Source organism: Paenibacillus sp. J2L1-98, from assembly GCF_056269405.1.
On record NZ_JBWDNW010000007.1, the window covers coordinates 55,083 to 73,425 of the forward strand.

Sequence of the window (18,343 nt, forward strand, 5' to 3'; positions counted from 1 at the left end):
CAGGGCGTTTTTATTTATAGCCGTTAATCAAAATATGGCAACAGCCGTTTCCGCTTGGTATAATAGTAAGAATGCAAGTGAACGGAAAGGAAGCGGGTGAATGTCTGTAATGCATCTTAACGAAAAGCTGCACGCGCTGATTGAACAGCAGTTAAATGTCCATGTCGAGACGACGATCATGAAGCGCGGCTGGCAATATTACATGGAAGGCAAAGTGAACAGCGCCAATGAAGGAAGCCATGATAATCTTTATGGCATCGTTCAAGGCTCGGATCTTTATGCGGTCATCCTTGATGCCGGTAATTTGCGGTACAGCTCATGTACGTGTCCATATACGGGATTTTGCAAGCATATGGCTGCCGTTTATTTTCAATACTGCAGTCAGCAGGAAGGCGGACACGCATTAGCGGAGCGGTCATATTTTCGCTTATTAGGGCTGTCGTCTGCGAGCACGCTGCTCAAAAATACGCAGACTGAACCGAAAGCGCCTGCTGCTGTCCGTGATCATCCGGGTGCATTAGCGACTGCTGATGAATGGCTGGAATGGATGGAAGAGACGCATGGCGAAGTATGGCGGAAGTGCCGTCATTCACTACATGCGCTTCAGCCGTTATTATCTTCATTGAAGGGGCTGTCCAAGGATTGGGAGAAGCCTATGCAGCGATTGCACTGGTCAACGGCCATTGTATTTGTGCTGGAGCAAGCGGAGCGTGCCATTAACACGGTCGATTCGTTCAGCAGATATTATCATGAAATGTCGTTCATCCGAATGGCTGAGCCCTGGGTTGAGCATTTATATACGCTTGTATCGGAACTAACTCCCGAAGCGATGGAGCCGGGAGAGGAAGCTTGGGCGGATGCGCTGATTGCTAAGGTGAAGGGATGGGCCTCAAGCGCGGAGCGGCAGCTCTTTGATTGGGAATACATGTACTTGGCCTTATGCGAGAAGCTTTCGGAAAGCAGAAGCTGGTATGATCGCGAGCTGGCCTCGCTGGTCGAGCTGTCTGAGGCTGAAGATGCGGAAGAAGTAAATAAGGCGTTTCTGCATACCGCAATCGGAATCATGTATTTTTTTGACATGAGGGATGATCAGGCGATCTGCCATTTTGCATTAACGAGCTTTGAGCGCTCGCAGAAGGTAATGTATCCTTGCGCTGCACAACGTATGGAAGAAGGGAAATGGGAGCTCGTGGAGCATTGGATGAGCTTCTTGTTCGAGCGTGTCAATAAAGTGAAAAACGGCCGGTCAGTAGGACCGTTCGTCACGTTATGCCGCAGAGCTGATCTTGACCGTCCTGACTTGCAGGTGTGGACCGACTATATGACGCAGCTGCTGCCCCATTCCTATTCGGAATTATCTGATCATTGGCTGGATCAGAAACGCTATGAGGAATGGGCCGATCTGCAGATGCTCGTCGGCTCCCGTCCCGAGGACGTTGGCGCCCATGCGCTTCGTGAAATTGCAAAGCTTGCGCCGCGGGCATTAATGCCTCTGTATCATCAGTCGGTAGAGGCATCCATTCAGACCCGTAATCGTCAAGGCTACAGGATGGCCGTTAAGCAGTTGAAGAAGCTGGAGCGTTTATATAAAGCCGACAAGGATTTGGCAAGATGGGATTATTACATTGCAGGGCTTGTACGAAAGCATCAGCGGCTTAGAGCGTTTCAAGAAGAGCTTTGGAAAGGGAAAATTGTTACATGAGAACCTATATTGGCTCGCGCAAGTTAATGATAGACGGATTTTGGAACGAGGACGAAGGCGGAACCTCCGTTTTGTTAAGCGCAGTCGATCGGAAGGATGCGGCGGACGGAAAGCTGCGTTCCTTGTTATTTGCATGGCATAAGGCATCTTGGTACGGTGCGGAAATTGAAGAAATTAGCGTGGGCGAGCATAAGCTTTTAAAAATACCGCCGCTGCTTGCAATGGATTATTTTTCCTCGCCGCAGCATGTGCGTCTGCTTCAATTAGAGTGGACGGAACGATTGTCCGTCCTGATTCGGATGGCGGAACAAATACGAACGGCGCTGCTGAACGGCTGGTTTGCCCCTGATTGGATGCGTTGGACGGATGAGAAGCGCTGCTGGCGTATGGCCATTCCCGAGCATGAGACCGATTTTAACCGGCAATGGAAGGATAATGTGAAGGCTGCGGTTCAAAATGGCGATATAGGGATCGAGCAGTGGATAAGCGGAGCAGTCGAGCAAATGATTGAAGAAAACGAGCAGGCCGCACAGGCTTGGAGAAATATTGGTGCGGCTTCCGGCGAAGCGGTGCTAAGAAGGAAAGCTGCCGATGAGGAAGATTGGCTCATTGCAATCGGTTTGCGTAAAGATATTCTACCTTTCCGTACTGCGCTTCAGCTCGTAGAGCCTGCGCAATCCTCGCTCTGGCGGCTTCGTCCTGCGCTTCAGGATCATGAAGGCGGCCCATGGCTGCCTATCCGGCCAAATGAACGGCAGGATGGATGGGAGGCGGATACGGATGATGAACGGCAAATTCCAGCCGAATGGCTGCCGCTGCTTGATGGGAAGCTTGCCAAGGAACAGCTGAAATGGACGACGGCACTGCCTGAGCTGAGGGATAAGCAGGACGAGAGCAAGCTTAGGGAGAAGCTGACGGATAATGAAGCGTGGAAGTTTTTGGAGGAAGCAAGCGTACGGCTGCTGGAAGCCGGCTGCCCGGTTCTTCTGCCGGGCTGGTGGGAAGCGGTGCGCTCGCGCAAGCTCCGTTTGAAGGCGAAGATGAAGTCGTCGGTAGGATCAGCCGCACAGCCGATGTTCGGTCTTGATCAAATCGTTCAATTTGATTGGAAACTTGCGCTTGGCGATGTTAATTTAACCGAGGCGGAATTTTTGCATCTGGCGGAGCAGAACCGTCGTCTCTTCAATATTGGCGGCGAATGGGTTCATTTGGACCCGCAGGATGTGACGCAAATTAAACAATGGCTGAAGCGAATGGGCAAGCGGAAAGGGCTGTCCTTCCGCGACGTGCTGGAAATGCATCTAAGAGGCGGAATTCCGCTCGATGACGGCGGCGAGCTGGACTCGGCTTTGGAGGCGGAGGTCGAGCTGAATGAGCATTTAACGTCATGGCTTGAACAGCTGCAGCATACGTCGCAAATTCCGCTCGTTGAAATTCCGCCTTCTTTTATGGGCGAGCTACGCCCTTATCAGCTGGAGGGCGTATCATGGCTGCTGTTTCTAAGAAGATTCGGGCTTGGCGGCGTGCTTGCAGACGATATGGGGTTAGGAAAAACGATTCAGTTTATGGCTTATCTCGTCTATATCAAGGAAAGGAAGCTGCAAACCGGCGGCCCTTCGCTGCTCATTTGCCCGACATCTGTTATCGGCAACTGGGAGAAGGAGCTTGAGAGGTTTGCCCCGTCGCTTCAGGTTATGCTTCATTACGGAAATAAGCGGGATAAGGGAGAACAATTCCGCGAGTCGGTTTCGGGGGCGGATTTGGTCATTACGTCCTATTCGCTCGCACAGCTTGATGAAGAGGATTTAAGCTTGGTCGATTGGGACGCGCTTTGCCTTGATGAGGCGCAAAACATCAAAAATGTATATACGAAGCAGTCAACGGCCATCCGGCGCCTGCCTGCAGAGCATCGCATTGCGCTGACGGGAACGCCGATGGAAAACCGGTTGACGGAGCTTTGGTCGATCTATGACTTCATGAATCCCGGCTACTTAGGCAATATTAACGAGTTCCGGAAGGAAGTCGTTACGCCGATCGAGAAAACGCGTGATGAGAAGCTGATTGCCGGCTTGCAGCGCTGGGTGAAGCCATTCATGCTGCGCAGAATCAAGAAGGATCCTTCGATACAGCTGTCTCTGCCGGATAAAAATGAGTCGAAAACATATATGACATTAACGGCAGAGCAAGGCGCTATGTACGAGAATATAGTTGCGGATCTTCTGGAAAATCTCGATAAGCTGGGACCGATGCAGCGGAGAGGCCTCATTCTAGCTGCATTAACGAAGCTGAAGCAATTATGCGATCATCCCTCGCTGCTTGCAGACGAAGATAAATCGGCTGTATGGGAAATAGAACGCTCCAATAAAGTCGCCCGGCTGCTTGAAATGTGCGAGGAAATAGCTGCCGAAGGCGAACGCTGCCTCATCTTCACCCAATATATCGATATGGGACACCAGCTTCAGCAGCTGCTGGAAGAGAAGCTTGGTTTGCCGGTGCCTTATTTACATGGCGGAGTGCCGAAGGCGAAGCGGGATCAAATGATCGATCAGTTTCAAAATACCGAGGAGCCATGCTGCGCTTTTGTGCTCTCGCTCAAGGCGGGCGGAACGGGGCTCAACTTGACTGCGGCGAACCATGTGTTTCATTTCGACCGTTGGTGGAATCCGGCCGTGGAAAACCAAGCGACTGACCGGGCGTTCCGTATCGGACAGACGAAGCAGGTTCAGGTGCATAAGTTTATTACGCTAGGCACACTGGAGGAGAAGATCGACGAGATGATCGACCGGAAACAGTCTTTGAACGAACAAGTCGTCGGCCAGTCGGAGCAGTGGATTACCGAGATGTCTACCGAGGATCTGAAGGAGCTTTTTGCATTGCGAAAAAGCTGGTTGAAGGGATGAGGGTTATAAATGTCCGAAGACAGTCTGCGCGCCAAACAGGAAAAATTGCAGCTTGAAAGCAATAAAACGAATGATGCGCATAATCATTCACATACCGAAGAGGAAAAGCCGCTCGAAAACCGTCATAATGACGGCGCTAATCCAGAGTGGCGGCGGTTCTATGAGGTTATCAAAGAGATAACGGGCGATATGCGTTACTAATAGGCAAGACTTAAATTAGCCTGCCGGGTGAAGTCACCCGGCAGGCTATAAAATTTTCACTCGCTTTTTTAAATAAAAGCCTAATTCTGACCAATCAGATTCGAGTAAGTTAAATCATGCAAAATATAGGCAAGGAAAAAAATAACGCACGGATTCTCAAACCGGTGCTGGATTTTTACAAGCTGGTTATAATAAGTATCCGCGTAATGGGGATTGTTGCGCATTTCCAGGCTTGCTTTAATTAAAGCATCCAGTTTATCAGCGATATCGACCATTTCGCCGGTATAATCATCGGACTTGCTATGTGCGATGAACGCGATCATATCCTCGTGAAAAAGCCCGGGCAGCTTATTTATCATAAATAGAGCGGTTTCCTTCTCATACTGCTCGAATGCGTGCTTGATGTCGGGGTTGTTGTGCTTGAAGTTCGCTACGACATCGCCGGACAACGCCTCCGGCAAATCATGAAGCGCAGCTTTTGCCAGCAGTATGTAAAGATCGATACTCTTGTTGCCGAAGCGTTCCATTTCCAGCAAACCATTAAACAAAGCAAGCGAAGCGACCCGGAAGGAATGCGTCGCGTCATTGTCCGGAACGAGGTTATAGCTGCCGTTCCATCTTTTTACCGTGTCCAGGTTCACAATATATTGTATAAATTCATATAGGCCATCTTGTTTGTCGTATTCGTTCAGCAGCCAGCGGATCGAGTCGAGCTCCGTTTCAAGCAGAGCCTGCCTCAGCTCCTCATGCTTGGCATGGAAGAATGGATTTGTATCGTAACGGGATTCCCGGTGACAATAAAGATAAGCATCGAGTGTGTCGATGGCATCGACCAACCGGCCGATATGGGTGTCATCCTGCGCGTTGACGATAAAATCGAACGCTTGCCGCTGCAGCGACTTCGAGAGGTAAGAGACAATTTCCTTGCTTAGCTCCATCTCGAAGTGTCTGATATGATTCATGACGAGCGATTCCTTTTTGGTAACATGCTTAATCGAGCCCGTTCCGGTGTTATTCAGATCGCCCCACAAACATCTTGCGGTCAGCTTTAATTTATCCAGCGGCTGCTTGTATACTTTCTCCTCGATGATTCCAATTATGATGGACAAAGCGGCGCATCTGAAGCTGTGGGCGGCGGCGTTGTCCTCGAAACGCGGCGCGTATTCACTCCATCTGGGCACGTATTGCATGCGAATGATCGTATTCGTGAATTTACCGTTCTTCATAAATTCTCCTTTGCTGGCCTCAATTCGGGAGTTACCGTTCATGTACAGGAGTGTCTATGTTATTATAAAGCTTACGTATAAATTTAAGAAAGTATAAATTGGAATTGAGGGAAATGTGATGCGTGAATTTGGTTTAGCTTTTAATCGGCATTTTGAACGATGGATGTTTATTATTATTCCAGGCTCCTTAATACTTGGATTTATATTCGCTGCACAGCTTCAACCTTTCATTAAATCGGTTCCTTACTTGTTTGCCTATGTGACGCTGACGATGGCTATCGGCTGCGGTTTAGGTCAATTGCGCGAGGTGCTGAAACGGCCGGGCGTTATGCTGCTCACCTTTTTAATCGCGCATGTGTTGTCCCCGCTTGCTGCTTATGGCCTTGGCGCGTTCATATTCGGAGCGGATTCGCCATATGTAGTTGGACTCGTACTGTTTACCATTATACCGATCGGTGTCTCAACCGTGCTTTGGGTTGGGATGTCAGGCGGCAGTGTTCCGTTAATGTTAGCCATGGTGGTGCTGGATTCGGCGCTTAGTCCGCTTGTCGTGCCTGCTGGCATTCATCTGTTTTTTAAATCGGCAGTTGAAGTGAAGGCTGGGCCCATCATTATTGATTTGCTCGTTATTATTGTGCTTCCTACCATTATCGGCGTCGCTCTGAATCAAATGAGCCGGGGACGCATTCAAAATGCCGTTCAGCCTTATATGTCGCCGCTTTCCAAGCTTTGCTTCATTGCAGTTGTCTCGCTGAATGCATCGGCCATCGCGCCGCATCTGGACCAGCTAAAGCAGGACATGCTGCGGCTCGTTCCGCTTGTCGTAGTGCTTGTCGGCCTATGCTACGCACTCGGTTACATCGGCACGGCCCAGCTTCGCAATCTCGAGCAGCAGGTGACCGTATCTTATGCGACAGGGATGCGCAACATTTCGCTCGGCATCGTGCTGGCTCTCGGTTATTTCAGTCCGCTCGCTGCAGTGCCCGTCGTATTATCGATTCTCATACAGCAGCCGCTCGCTACGGTACACCATTACGTTTTACAAAAACTTAACAAAAACAAAGCTGGCGAAAGTGTAGTGCCGCATGTACGATAACAATTGTATGTTAGCGGCTTGACACGCAGGCGGTGTGGGCTTGACAAAACGCAGGGAGTGAACCGGATGAACAGCTTTCGCACCAGGCTGACGCTCATTATGATCGCGATGATCGCTTTATCGGTGAGTGCAGCAGGAATATTTATGGTTAGCACGTTTAAAGAAAACCATATTAACGCGCTTGAAGATAATATGGTTCGCGAGATGCAAATCATTTCGGCCAAAATGGAATGGAAATCAGGCCAAGTCTCAACGTTATATAATTATTATACGAATGAGGCGAAGGAGCTTAAGCATTATACAGGCGCCCGCGTAACGTTCATACGCAATGACGGCGTCGTGCTTGGCGATTCGGACGGGGATCCGAAGGAAATGGACAATCATCTTGACCGGGCAGAAGTCAAGGAAGCGCTCGTGTCCGGCACTGGAAGGTCTATTCGTGCGAGTGAAACCGTGAAGCAAAATATGATGTACGTGGCTATTCCCGTGAAAGTTGTACCTAATCAAGCGCCTGATGTTATTCGTCTTGCGATGAGCTTGAAAGAGGTGGATGACAGCATTCGCAATTTAACGATGCTGATGGTCGCCGGTTTGCTGGTGCTCTTCCTCATCGCAGCTGTAATCAGCTATCGCCTCGCGCTCGGCTTAACGCGGCCGCTGGAGCAAATTACGAAGGTTGCGAAGCGGATTAAAAACATGGATTACCGCGCTAGGGTGAAGGTAGCAAAGCAGGATGAGATCGGGGAGCTCGGCAATGCTATTAATGCGATGGCGGACAGCCTGCAGATTCAAATGTCGCGCATTCAGCAAAACGAGAACCAGCTTGAGAGCGTACTCGATAATATGATTAACGGAATCGTCATGATTGATCGCGGGGGAAAAATCGTGCTGATGAACAGACGTGCGGAGGAGGTGCTCGGCTTCTCAGCCCGTGAGCTGGTCGGACGCCATTACGCGGAAGCGAAGCAGCAGTACGAGCTGTCGCAAATGATTCAGGAGGGCCTGAAGAGCAAGGAGCATTTGCGCGAGGAAATAACGTTCTACTTCCCGGAGGAGAGGCTGCTTGAGCTTAATTTGGTGCCGATTCACCCGGAGGGCAATGAATTTTCCGGCGTGCTGCTCGTGCTGCAGGATGTCTCGGCCATTCGCAGGCTTGAGCGGATGCGCAGCGAGTTTGTCGCTAACGTATCGCATGAGCTGAAGACGCCGATTACGGCAGTGAAGGGGTTTGCGGAGACGCTGCTTGGCGGCGCGGTGAATGACGAAGAAACGGCCCGCTCGTTCTTGCAAATTATATTCGATGAGAGCGATCGGCTCAACCGGTTGATCGGAGATATTTTGGAGCTGTCCAAAATAGAATCGCGCCGCGTGCCGCTCGCATTCTCTCCGGTTGAGGTGGACACATTCGCCCATAAATCGATTAAGCTGATGGAGCCGGAGGCCGCCAGCAAAAGGATCGAGCTTAGCATGAATATCGAGCCGGGCTTGTATGTCGAGGCGGATGAGGATCGCTTGCGGCAAATTATTATGAATTTGCTCTCGAACGGCATTAATTATACGCCTGAAGGAGGACGGGTCTCGCTAAAGGTTGAAGGGCTAGGCGATGATTATATCCGCATTCAAATTAGCGATTCCGGCATCGGCATTCCGAAAAAGGATTTGCCCCGCATTTTTGAGAGGTTTTATCGCGTGGACAAAGCGCGTTCGCGGAGCTCAGGCGGTACGGGGCTTGGTCTTTCCATCGTAAAGCATCTGGTGGAGCTGCATAAAGGAACGATTTCGGTTACCAGCGCGGTAGGTGTGGGCTCAACGTTCACAATCGAGCTGCCTGTCCTGCAATAGAAAAAAGATTTACCTATTCTTCACGAAACCATGATAAACTAGGTTTAAAAGGTTTAAATTCGCGGATGCAGCGTCATAAGCGCTGCCATTCCGCCAGGCTGGAGGTAACATGTCGCATAAAGTGCTCGTAATTGAAGATGAACCGACATTAGCAAGGCTCTTGTCGTACAATTTGACCCAAGAGGGCTATGAAACGACCGTTATCGATCATGGCGGTGAAGGTTTGCAAACCGCTTTGCAGCGCAATTTCGACTTGGTCATCCTCGATATTATGCTGCCAGGCATGAACGGCTTCGAAATATTGAACCGTCTTCGCCAAAATGGCGTAAGAACACCGGTCATCATTTTGACAGCCCGCAATGCGGAGGAAGAGGTCGTGCAAGGACTGAAGCATGGCGCTGACGACTATATTACGAAGCCGTTTGGCGTAGCTGAGCTTCTTGCGCGTGTATCAGCCGTCCTGCGCCGGACGCAGCTGGACGAAAGCAAGCCGATTGAATCAACAGAGAAGGTCATTACAGCCGGCGATCTGTCGATTTATCCGGAGAAGTATGAGGTCATCTTAAACGGGGATACGATTCCGCTTAGGCCGAAGGAATTTGAAGTATTGCTTTATCTTGTTCAGCGCCCGGGCATGGTCATTACACGCGATGATCTTATGAACGTCGTATGGGGCTTCGATTACATTGGCGGCCAGCGTACGGTTGACGTCCATGTGAGCTCGCTCAGGAAGAAGCTGGAGCTTGGTCAGCAATCGGTCCAAATCGAATCGATTCGCGGCGTAGGCTACAAACTCGTTATGCCAAAAAAGCTCGTTACCCCGAAAATGTAGGGCGGACGAGCTTTTTTAACTGCATAAGGCTACTGCCGATTCCACACAAGCATTTTACGCTGGAATTGCTTCGGCGAGCAGTCGTTATATTTTTTAAACATTTTATAGAAATGGGCCATATTCGGCATCCCGATCCGCTCGCCAACCTCCGAAATGCTTAAATCCTTCGTCAGCAGTATCCGCTCCGCCCACTTCACCTTCCGGTAATTCACGTATTCCGTAAACGATAAGCCAATCGTCTTTTTAAAGTATTTTACGAAGTAGTAGTAGCTCATATTGGCGATTTTGCAAACCTCTTCGACTTGAATCCGGTCGGTCAGATGATTCTCTATATAATCAAGTACAGGCTTAAGGCGAATGCGGTCGAAATTATCCTGCTCGATCAGCACCTTGCGGCTGTCATGGCGGAGCAGGAGCAGCAATATTTGCTTGATGAGAACGCTGACTGCCAGCTCATAACCGGTTTCCTTGCGCGTTGCTTCATTCAAAATCTGCTGAATGCATGAAGCGGTTTGCTGCTTTACGGCACTGCTTTCCTGGAAAATATAATTCGCTTTGCTAAGCGGCTTTTGGGTTTCCGAAAAATAACGCATATACGGAATTGTGCTTTGATCAAAAAAAGGCTCCAGATCGAATTGAAGCACGATATAATCCAGCAAGCTAAGGCTGCGGTCGCAATGAAGCTCGGAGGCTCCGATGAGCATGACATCCCCGGTCGTCAGATGGTAACATTCCTCATCTATATAAACGTCCAGATTACCCTCAAGAATTAGCAACAGCTCAAGCTGCTTATGATAATGCCAGTTTGTAAATCCATCAAGATCGCGCATCGTTTGAAATATGCGCAGTGACAGCAATGGGTTCTCGTATGCTACTTTTTCATTTATGGCTTCCAATTTACTGCCTCCCCCATGGTGCTGTTGACAATATCCTTATTGTAGTGAAAGCGCTCGATATTAGCAACAAGGGATGCATCTTTATCCGTATGGCGTTAAAATATAGGGAATAGGACGGGCTCGAAGAAATGAGCAGGAGAGGGCTGGATAACGCCAAATGGACAAAGATTCGATAAACGATTTTGGACTGGCTGATGTATTGCTGCTCGATCGGATGAATGAGCTGGCTGAGCCGGACGTGTTATATCCGTTCGCATTGGATGAGCTGCTTTGCAAAATGACGGGGCAGGGCGGGCCGTCTATTTGTCATATATGGCGTCATCCAAGAGGCTTTGTTATGGGCCTTAGAGACAGCCGGTTGCCTGGTGCGGCTGATGCAGAGCGTCTGCTGAAGTCAGAGGGCTGGTCTACCGCTGTACGCAATTCTGGCGGGGCCGCGGTTCCCCTTGATCTTGGAATCATCAATATTTCCCTTATTTTGCCTAAGTCTAAAGCGGGCTCGATTCATTTTCATGGCGATTTTGAACGGATGTATGCGCTGATCCGTCACGCGCTGAAGGAGACGGGCTGCCGGGTCGACAAAGGGGAAATACAAGGCGCATATTGTCCGGGCGACTTTGATTTAAGCATAAACGGCTATAAGTTTTGCGGAATCGCGCAGCGCCGTCTGGCAAATGCCTATATCGTGCAAGCCTTTGTCGTTGCCGAGGGGGCGGGACAGGAGCGGGCGAGCTTAGTCCGTTCGTTCTATAACAAAGCCGCGGATGGGGAAGGCGCAAACAACTATCCATTGGTGAGGGATGAAAGCACGGCTAGTCTGGAGCAATTGACGGAGCTTGGACGGGAAGCGGGACAGGCTTTCGCGGATGCCGTCAAACGGATAATAAGGTCGCAGCAATCGGAGGCGGGCCTGAGAGAAGCGGAGGCGAGGCTGGCGATGCCGGCCTCCGAACAGATTCTGGCGATGGCAGATGTACTGCGTTCAAGGTATGCGATTCAAGGGGCATAAAGCTGATCAGGCTAATAAGCATTCTGCGCATTGTATGAGATTGGCGGTCGTCTCTTGAAGCTGCTTCTTAAGCTTGTCGATTGGCCAAGTGCCATTGTTCATATGAATGTCGTTAGCGATCAGCTTCAGCATCCACAGCGAGAGAAGGCAAGAAAATAAATAATAGCGGCGTTTGAAATTAGGCGCATTCATGGTCTGGCCGTTCTGCCCGCTTAGCTCAAGGTAACGGTCCAGCAATCGCTCGCGTATCGTTATCGTCATTTCTTTAGGAAATATCGGATGAGACAAATCGATAACATGAAATAAATCCCAATATCGGCTGTTCAGATGAGCATGCTCCCAGTCGAGCACTTTAACTTGACCGTTTACGGCGGCGTAATTGCCAAGATGCAAATCTCCATGCGAAAGAACAAGCTCGTCCGCTGCAAAGCTTTCTCGCTGCAGCAGGGCGAGCAAGGCTGATAATACAGGTGCGGGTATGCTTGGCCACCCTGCTGCGAGCTTACTCGGCTGCTTTTCTTGGAGCAGCAGTTCAGCGCGTATCGCTTCAGCCGAAGGCTTAGGCCCTTTAAGCGGGGCTTTGAGCAAATGAGTAATCGGTAATGCATGCCATTCCGCTATATAAAAAAGTAAAGCAATAGCTGTATCTGCTTCGAAAGTATGTGTTAACGTACCTAAATCCTCGAACAAAATCCAATTGCTTGAGAAATGAAGCGATAAGGATCGAGCGAGCAGCTTTGGGTAAATGGGCGGAAAGGTGGTTAATATATGCTCATACACCCACGCCTCCCTGCCAATCTGATCCTTATTCGTAAGCGGCTTGAAGATCATCGTATCGGATGGCGTAACGTAAATCCGCTCGACGCAGCTGCCGTTCATCCCCTTATATAGCGTATCTCTCCGCCATATTTTCCTGTCATCGATCCGGCCGTCAGGCTTTACGATGGGATGCATGAAGTTTCCTCCTCTCCCGGTTGCGCCGGATGAATTTCATTTCGATTAACGCTCGGATTTTCGTATGATCTGATTAATGACTTCTGAGAAGACGAGACCGATCGCGATGGCTCCCGAAATCATGAACGCCTTAACGGCCAGCTGCACCGCTATGTCATAGTTGTCTTCCACGACGTTTCTCATTGCGTCATACGCAAGTCCGCCAGGCACTAGCGGGATTATGCCCGAAACGCTAAAAACGATTATGGGCATTTTGTACAGCTTGGAAAATAACTGGCTTATCACGGTGACGACAAAAGCGGCAATAAGCGTCGACGGTATGGTATCCAAAGCCAGCTGCGTGCAAGAAACGTAAATGAGCCAGCCGATCATGCCGACAACTCCGCAGTGCGCAAGCGTACGCTTCGGAACGTTGAAGATGAGGCCGAAGGCGGACGAAGCTGCGAAGCTCGTGAATAGCTGTTCCAGTATCATCAACGTGAAGCACCTCCAATTCCGGTTAGTAGAAAGAGAGCACTGCGGCAATTCCCGCGCCGATGGCGAATGCAGTGAGAAACGCTTCTGCCCCCTTCGAAAGCCCCGATACGAGATGGCCGGCCATCAAATCCCTGACAGCAGCCGTAATATGTAAGCCGGGCACTAAGGGCATGACCGAGCCGATGATGATCTTATCCAAATCGAAACCGAATCCACTGCGTACAAACAGGACGGACAGCGTCCCGATCAGCAAAGCGGTTATAAACTCGGCAAAAAACTTAATCGGAACGATCCGGTGCAGCTTCACCAGAAAAGCAAAGCCGAGTCCGCCGATCAGCAGGACAGGGATAAAGTCGCGCCAGCTGCCTTGGAACATGATGAGAAAGCAGCCGCTCGCTACAGCTGCAGCCGTTATTTTCAGCCAGGGGGGATAGACAAAGGCAACCGTGTCTATTTCTTGCAGCAGACGGTGAGCTTCTCCAACTGAAAGCTTACCTGTACTAATTTTTCTTGAAATATCGTTTACTAATGATACCTTGAGCAAATTAGTCGAGCGTTCAGAGATCCGAATGAGTCTCGTCAACTGGGATGAGCCGTCGATCGCAAAAATAATGCCGGTCGGCGTCACGAAGCTGTGCGAGTTTTCGATGCCGTAAGCTGCCGCAATCCGAACCATCGTATCCTCGACCCGGTAAGTTTCGCCGCCGTTTTGCAAAATAATTTTACCGGCTAATAAACAAATTTGAGTGATCTCGTGGTTATTCATGCTTGTTTGATCCATTCTGGCCTGCCCCCTTATACGAGCGAAGTGAATGTCATTGCACGTTCTTCGTTTGCTGCTCGAATTCAGAGCGGATACGGGTAAGCAGAGCAGGGTCCGCAAATACGTCGTATGCGGTAGCGGCGAGCATTTTGGCGCCAAAGAGCATGCCGTCGAGTGCATAATCTGTCATTGCGGCATCGCGGAACGCTTCGGTATGAAGCAGCAGCCGATCCTGCACTACCTTTACGAAAGGATGGATTGCCGGGCAGCGAACGGAAACATTTCCTAGATCAAGCGAGCCGTGATCCTTGCCGATTTCAATCTGCTCCGGACGGATGCCTGCTTCTATGAGATTCGTGTTGAACTGCCCGGACAAAGCTTCATTCGTAAGGAGCTCGTCATAAGAAAACTCGAAATGGTTGGTCGCGAGCGTACACCCGGTCTGCAGAGCCGCGCCTTCTGCACAGCGCAGCACTTTGGCTGTAAGCTCATTCGTATAGGTGCGGGAAGCAGAGCGAACATAGAATTTGGCCGATGCATAGTCGGGAATGATGTTTGGCGCTTTGCCGCCATTGTCGATAATGCCGTGAATACGCGCGTCGCTTCGCGTCTGCTGGCGCAGCGCATTGATGCTGTTGAACAGCTGGAGCACAGCGTCGAGCGCATTTATGCCTTCATAGGGGCTCGCAGCTGCATGAGCGGATAGGCCGGTAAATTCGAATTGCACCGCATCAAGCGCGAGTGATTCGCCGGAGCGTTCGAAGGTATGGTAGGGATGCGCCATTAGCGCAAAATCGCAGTCATCGAATAAGCCGGCCGCGGCCATCGGCACTTTAGCGCCGCGCGTCTCCTCGGCGGGCGTACCGTAAACGCGGATTTTTCCGCCGATTCCGTCGTCTTGGAGAGCGGCTTTGAGGCCGACCGCTGCGGCAACGCTCATCGAGCAGATAAGATGATGCCCGCAAGCGTGTCCAATTTCCGGCAGCGCATCGTACTCGCATAAGAAGCCGACCGTCGGTCCAGGCTTGCCGGAATCGAATACGGCGATGAAGGACGTCTCGATGCCAAGAACGCCCCGTTCAATCTCGAAGCCGTATTTGGCGAGCTCGGCACAAAGCAGCCCGGATGCGAAATACTCCTCGTGGCCAAGTTCCGGACGGCTGCCGACGGAGCGTGATATTGTGCGAAACGCCTCAGCATAGTGATCAATCTCGCTAAATATGTGTTTTTTATCGGACATGTTGTACCTCCTGAATGTTTGCGAAGCAGCGGGCTCCTACCGCATGCCGTGTATTTTTTTGAATTGCTCCGGACTCAGACCTTCTAGCCGTCTGAATACGGAGCTAAAGTAGCTGGGGGAATCGAAGCCGACGCGATGCGCGATTTCGTGCATTTTGATATCGCTCTCGCGGAACATCAGCTCTTTGCTTCGATTGACGCGCTCCCGGTTAACATACTCCATCGGCCTCATTTTCAGCGCCTTCTTAAACAACAGGCATAAATACTGCGGCGTTACATCGATACAGCTTGCCAGATCCTTTATCGTGACGAGCTCGTTGTAATGGGCTTCAATGTACTGAAGGACGGGATGCAGCTTCAAATAGCTCTGCTCCACTGAATGCGAGCTGACAAGAATAACCTTCATCAAATCGAGCAAAAACATGTAAACCAGCTTCGAGCATTCGAGCCCGAGAAAGGAGCGGCCGGATTGCGTCATCGCGAAAATGTTTTTCATGTGGGTAACAATCATATCATGGTCGGCAGTCGAATAAACACCGGATTGCATTATGCCGGCCTGTCTGAACAGCTTGTCGGATAAATCGCCTCTAAAGCTCATCCAAAAGACTTCCCAGGGCTCCTGAATAGGAAAGTATTGATGCTGCTCGTTTGGAAAAAGGCAAAAGCCTTGTCCGGCACGGACGGTCAATTTCTGATCGCCAACGTGGAGCTCGCCTGATCCAGCGATGACCTGCAGCCATTGAAAGTGGGGATACCCGTTCGGACGGTCGATCGGCTCCTGATTACTCCAATGTCCGATGCTGGTGAGATAAACCGGGAGAGTCGTATCCGTCTCTGTCAAAATCGGAAAAACCATCGTATCGATAGCAGCAGCCTCCAGTTTCATATTTTTAAAGTGATGCGAAAATACTATTATTTTGTTGGTTGGATGAACGATATATAATATGAATATCATTATAGTATACCCAATAATGGCTACAATCAAGATGAAACTGGAGGCTGCTGAGATGAGTTTGAAATTTCCCCCGATAAGCGGAAAAATACCGCAAATGCTGCATGGTGCAGACTATAACCCGGATCAATGGCAGAAATATCCTGAAGTGCTGGAGGAAGATATCCGGCTCATGAAGCTTGCGCATTGCAATGTCATGTCGGTCGGTATTTTTGCATGGATGGCCATAGAGCCTGAGGAAGGCGTATTTACGTTCGAATGGTTAGACACGCTGCTTGATAAATTTGCTGCTAACGGCATTTATGCTTTGCTCGCTACCCCAAGCGGAGCGCGTCCGGTATGGATGTCTCAAAAATATCCCGAAGTGCTGCGCGTAGCTCCAAACGGCATCCGCAATTTGCATGGCGCGCGCCACAATCATTGCTTCACTTCCCCGGTTTACCGCGAGAAGGTAACGATTATGAACACGAAGCTGGCTGAACGTTATTCTAATCATCCTGCCGTCATCGGCTGGCATATTTCGAACGAATACAGCGGCGAGTGCCACTGCTCGTACTGCGAAGAGGCTTTCCGCGGCTGGTTGAAAAATAAATACGGTACCATCGAGGCGCTGAACGATGCTTGGTGGATGACGTTCTGGAGCCATACGTATACCGATTGGAGCCAAGTCGAGTCTCCTACTGAACGCGGCGAGAAGGCCGTTCACGGTCAGAACGTAGACTGGAGAAGATTCGTAACCGATCAGACGGTAGATTTCTGCCGTCACGAAATCGAACCGTTGCGCGCTGCGAATAGCGAGCTTCCGATTACGACGAACTTCATGCTCGATTTCGAGCCGCTTAATTATTGGAAATTTACCGATCTGCTTGACATGATTTCGTGGGATGCTTACCCGACATGGCATGACAATGGCGGAGACGACAGCGAGCTTGCCGCTTGGATCGGCTTTAACCATGACGTATTCCGTTCGCTAGGCGGCGGCAAGCCGTTCATGCTGATGGAAAGCACGCCAAGTATGACGAACTGGCAGCAGGTCAGCAAGCTGAAGCGCCCGGGCATGCATATGCTATCCTCCCTGCAAGCGGTCGCGCATGGCTCCGATACGGTGCAATATTTCCAGTGGCGCAAGAGCCGCGGCTCGAGCGAGAAGCTTCATGGTGCAGTCGTTGATCATGTCGGCCATGAGAACACGCGCGTATTCCGTGACGTTGCGGATCTGGGCGCTGCGCTTGCGAAGCTGTCCGAGGTCGTGGGCACGACGGTGAAGCCGGAGGCTGCGCTTATTTATGATTGGGAGAATCGCTGGGCTGTTAAGGATTCGCAAGGTCCCCGTAATGGCGGTCTGCATTATGAAGAAACGGCGAAGCGCCATTATCGTCCGTTATGGGATCTCGGCGTGCCTGTCGATATTATTGACTCGGAATGCGATTTTGATCAATACAAGCTGCTCGTTGCGCCTATGCTGTATATGGTTCGCCCTGGTGTCGGCGAGCGCATTGAACGTTTCGTTGAAAATGGAGGCATCTTGGTGACCACTTATTGGAGCGGCATCGTTGACGAGAACGACCTATGCTTCCTGACCGGCTTCCCGGGACCGCTTCGCAAGACGCTTGGCATTTGGTCCGAGGAAATCGATTCATTGCATGATCATGATTCGAACCGCGTTGTCATAACGGAAGGGAATACGCTTGGACTAAGCGGCGAGTATACAGCACGTGAGCTATGCGATCTTATCCATCTTGAGGGCGCGGAGGCGCTTGCGGTATACGGAGAAGATTTCTACGCCGGCCGTCCGGCATTAACGGTTAACCGATTTGGCAAGGGCAAAGCCTATTACATTGCATCCCGCAATGAGTCCGCTTTTACGAACGATCTGCTGACCGGTATTATTAAGCAGGAGGGCATCAAGCGCGTGCTTGATTCGGAGCTGCCGCATGGCGTTACTGCACAATTGCGGACTGACGGCATGAGCGATTATGTATTCGTATCCAACTTCAGTGCGAATGAAGCCGCTGTTGAGCTGGACGGACGCAGCTATACTGATTTGTTAACGGGCGGAGATATTGGCGCAAGTTTAGATTTGGCTGCTTATAGCTGCCGTATTTTGAAACGCGAATCGAAATAGGCTGATAATCCTAAATAAGCTGTGTGTAACGTACGAGATTTCTGTACGCTGCGCACAGTTTTTTTGTGTTTAATTAGGATGGATAGCCTCGGCCGTAAGTCCGGAAGTTTACTTGTCTTTACCGAATAA

At 50.4% G+C, this 18,343-nt stretch carries 15 protein-coding genes; 8 read left to right on the forward strand and 7 right to left on the reverse strand.

Annotated elements, in window-relative coordinates; all coding sequences use genetic code 11:
• Positions 1-100 precede the first annotated feature (100 nt).
• Genes AC0YNZ_RS15210 through AC0YNZ_RS15220 form a run of 3 tightly spaced genes read left to right on the forward strand, consistent with a single transcriptional unit; the run spans position 101 to position 4,803 of the window.
• On the forward strand, positions 101-1,702 hold the full coding sequence (locus AC0YNZ_RS15210; protein ID WP_475827411.1) for an SWIM zinc finger family protein: 1,602 nt from the start codon (positions 101-103) through the stop codon (positions 1,700-1,702).
• On the forward strand, positions 1,699-4,602 hold the full coding sequence (locus AC0YNZ_RS15215) for a DEAD/DEAH box helicase (RefSeq protein ID WP_475827412.1): 2,904 nt from the start codon (positions 1,699-1,701) through the stop codon (positions 4,600-4,602). The genes AC0YNZ_RS15210 and AC0YNZ_RS15215 overlap by 4 nt, the downstream gene beginning before the upstream one ends.
• Positions 4,603-4,611: 9 nt before the next feature.
• The gene (locus tag AC0YNZ_RS15220) at positions 4,612-4,803 is read left to right on the forward strand and encodes a hypothetical protein (RefSeq protein ID WP_475827413.1); all 192 of its coding nucleotides are present in this window, start codon (positions 4,612-4,614) and stop codon (positions 4,801-4,803) included.
• A gap of 80 nt (positions 4,804-4,883) precedes the next feature.
• Here the strand turns inward: AC0YNZ_RS15220 and AC0YNZ_RS15225 are convergent, their stop codons facing one another.
• The gene (locus tag AC0YNZ_RS15225; RefSeq protein WP_475827414.1) at positions 4,884-6,029 is read right to left on the reverse strand and encodes a YfbR-like 5'-deoxynucleotidase; all 1,146 of its coding nucleotides are present in this window, start codon (positions 6,027-6,029) and stop codon (positions 4,884-4,886) included.
• A 118-nt stretch (positions 6,030-6,147) separates the two neighbouring features.
• On the opposite strand from AC0YNZ_RS15225, the gene AC0YNZ_RS15230 reads away from it, so the two are divergent.
• The 3 genes from AC0YNZ_RS15230 to AC0YNZ_RS15240 all read left to right on the forward strand — a co-directional run bounded on the left by AC0YNZ_RS15230 (position 6,148) and on the right by AC0YNZ_RS15240 (position 9,799).
• Positions 6,148-7,125 carry a bile acid:sodium symporter family protein gene (locus AC0YNZ_RS15230; RefSeq protein ID WP_475827415.1) on the forward strand — a complete coding sequence of 326 codons (978 nt, stop codon included), beginning with the start codon at positions 6,148-6,150 and terminating at the stop codon, positions 7,123-7,125.
• 66 nt (positions 7,126-7,191) lie between these two features.
• Entirely contained in the window at positions 7,192-8,967 is a 1,776-nt protein-coding gene (gene pnpS, locus AC0YNZ_RS15235) for a two-component system histidine kinase PnpS (protein WP_475827416.1), read from the forward strand.
• A 109-nt stretch (positions 8,968-9,076) separates the two neighbouring features.
• On the forward strand, positions 9,077-9,799 hold the full coding sequence (locus tag AC0YNZ_RS15240) for a response regulator transcription factor (protein WP_110772400.1): 723 nt from the start codon (positions 9,077-9,079) through the stop codon (positions 9,797-9,799).
• A 29-nt stretch (positions 9,800-9,828) separates the two neighbouring features.
• On the opposite strand, the gene AC0YNZ_RS15245 is transcribed toward AC0YNZ_RS15240, so the two are convergent.
• Complete coding sequence (locus AC0YNZ_RS15245; RefSeq protein ID WP_475827417.1) at positions 9,829-10,695, reverse strand: AraC family transcriptional regulator; 867 nt, start codon at positions 10,693-10,695, stop codon at positions 9,829-9,831.
• A gap of 157 nt (positions 10,696-10,852) precedes the next feature.
• Between AC0YNZ_RS15245 and AC0YNZ_RS15250 the strand changes: the two genes are divergently transcribed.
• Positions 10,853-11,704, forward strand: coding sequence for a lipoate--protein ligase family protein (locus AC0YNZ_RS15250; protein ID WP_475827418.1), 852 nt, complete (start codon positions 10,853-10,855; stop codon positions 11,702-11,704).
• Between the two features lie 6 nt (positions 11,705-11,710).
• Here the strand turns inward: AC0YNZ_RS15250 and AC0YNZ_RS15255 are convergent, their stop codons facing one another.
• The 5 genes from AC0YNZ_RS15255 to AC0YNZ_RS15275 are packed head-to-tail and all read right to left on the reverse strand — an operon-like array spanning position 11,711 to position 16,092.
• Positions 11,711-12,658, reverse strand: a complete 948-nt coding sequence (locus AC0YNZ_RS15255) for a phosphotransferase (protein WP_475827419.1) — start codon at positions 12,656-12,658, stop codon at positions 11,711-11,713.
• A 45-nt stretch (positions 12,659-12,703) separates the two neighbouring features.
• Complete coding sequence (locus AC0YNZ_RS15260) at positions 12,704-13,132, reverse strand: threonine/serine exporter family protein (protein ID WP_475827589.1); 429 nt, start codon at positions 13,130-13,132, stop codon at positions 12,704-12,706.
• Positions 13,133-13,157: 25 nt separating this feature from the next.
• Positions 13,158-13,916, reverse strand: coding sequence for a threonine/serine exporter family protein (locus AC0YNZ_RS15265; protein WP_475827420.1), 759 nt, complete (start codon positions 13,914-13,916; stop codon positions 13,158-13,160).
• A gap of 34 nt (positions 13,917-13,950) precedes the next feature.
• The gene (locus tag AC0YNZ_RS15270; protein ID WP_475827421.1) at positions 13,951-15,138 is read right to left on the reverse strand and encodes a M20 family metallopeptidase; all 1,188 of its coding nucleotides are present in this window, start codon (positions 15,136-15,138) and stop codon (positions 13,951-13,953) included.
• A gap of 36 nt (positions 15,139-15,174) precedes the next feature.
• On the reverse strand, positions 15,175-16,092 hold the full coding sequence (locus AC0YNZ_RS15275) for an AraC family transcriptional regulator (RefSeq protein WP_475827422.1): 918 nt from the start codon (positions 16,090-16,092) through the stop codon (positions 15,175-15,177).
• A gap of 52 nt (positions 16,093-16,144) precedes the next feature.
• Here AC0YNZ_RS15275 and AC0YNZ_RS15280 point away from each other — a divergent pair, with 52 nt between their 5' ends.
• Entirely contained in the window at positions 16,145-18,214 is a 2,070-nt protein-coding gene (locus AC0YNZ_RS15280) for a beta-galactosidase (RefSeq protein ID WP_475827423.1), read from the forward strand.
• Positions 18,215-18,343 lie beyond the last annotated feature (129 nt).

Excerpts from the sequence above, each read along its gene's own strand:
- AC0YNZ_RS15210 (WP_475827411.1), top strand. The coding sequence starts at position 101 with ATGTCTGTAATGCATCTTAACGAAAAGCTGCACGCGCTGATTGAACAG.
- AC0YNZ_RS15215 (WP_475827412.1), top strand. The coding sequence starts at position 1,699 with ATGAGAACCTATATTGGCTCGCGCAAGTTAATGATAGACGGATTTTGG.
- AC0YNZ_RS15220 (WP_475827413.1), top strand. The coding sequence starts at position 4,612 with ATGTCCGAAGACAGTCTGCGCGCCAAACAGGAAAAATTGCAGCTTGAA.
- AC0YNZ_RS15225 (WP_475827414.1), bottom strand. The coding sequence starts at position 6,029 with ATGAAGAACGGTAAATTCACGAATACGATCATTCGCATGCAATACGTG.
- AC0YNZ_RS15230 (WP_475827415.1), top strand. The coding sequence starts at position 6,148 with ATGCGTGAATTTGGTTTAGCTTTTAATCGGCATTTTGAACGATGGATG.
- pnpS (WP_475827416.1), top strand. The coding sequence starts at position 7,192 with ATGAACAGCTTTCGCACCAGGCTGACGCTCATTATGATCGCGATGATC.
- AC0YNZ_RS15240 (WP_110772400.1), top strand. The coding sequence starts at position 9,077 with ATGTCGCATAAAGTGCTCGTAATTGAAGATGAACCGACATTAGCAAGG.
- AC0YNZ_RS15250 (WP_475827418.1), top strand. The coding sequence starts at position 10,853 with ATGGACAAAGATTCGATAAACGATTTTGGACTGGCTGATGTATTGCTG.
- AC0YNZ_RS15255 (WP_475827419.1), bottom strand. The coding sequence starts at position 12,658 with ATGCATCCCATCGTAAAGCCTGACGGCCGGATCGATGACAGGAAAATA.
- AC0YNZ_RS15260 (WP_475827589.1), bottom strand. The coding sequence starts at position 13,132 with ATGATACTGGAACAGCTATTCACGAGCTTCGCAGCTTCGTCCGCCTTC.
- AC0YNZ_RS15265 (WP_475827420.1), bottom strand. The coding sequence starts at position 13,916 with ATGGATCAAACAAGCATGAATAACCACGAGATCACTCAAATTTGTTTA.
- AC0YNZ_RS15270 (WP_475827421.1), bottom strand. The coding sequence starts at position 15,138 with ATGTCCGATAAAAAACACATATTTAGCGAGATTGATCACTATGCTGAG.
- AC0YNZ_RS15275 (WP_475827422.1), bottom strand. The coding sequence starts at position 16,092 with ATGATATTCATATTATATATCGTTCATCCAACCAACAAAATAATAGTA.
- AC0YNZ_RS15280 (WP_475827423.1), top strand. The coding sequence starts at position 16,145 with ATGAGTTTGAAATTTCCCCCGATAAGCGGAAAAATACCGCAAATGCTG.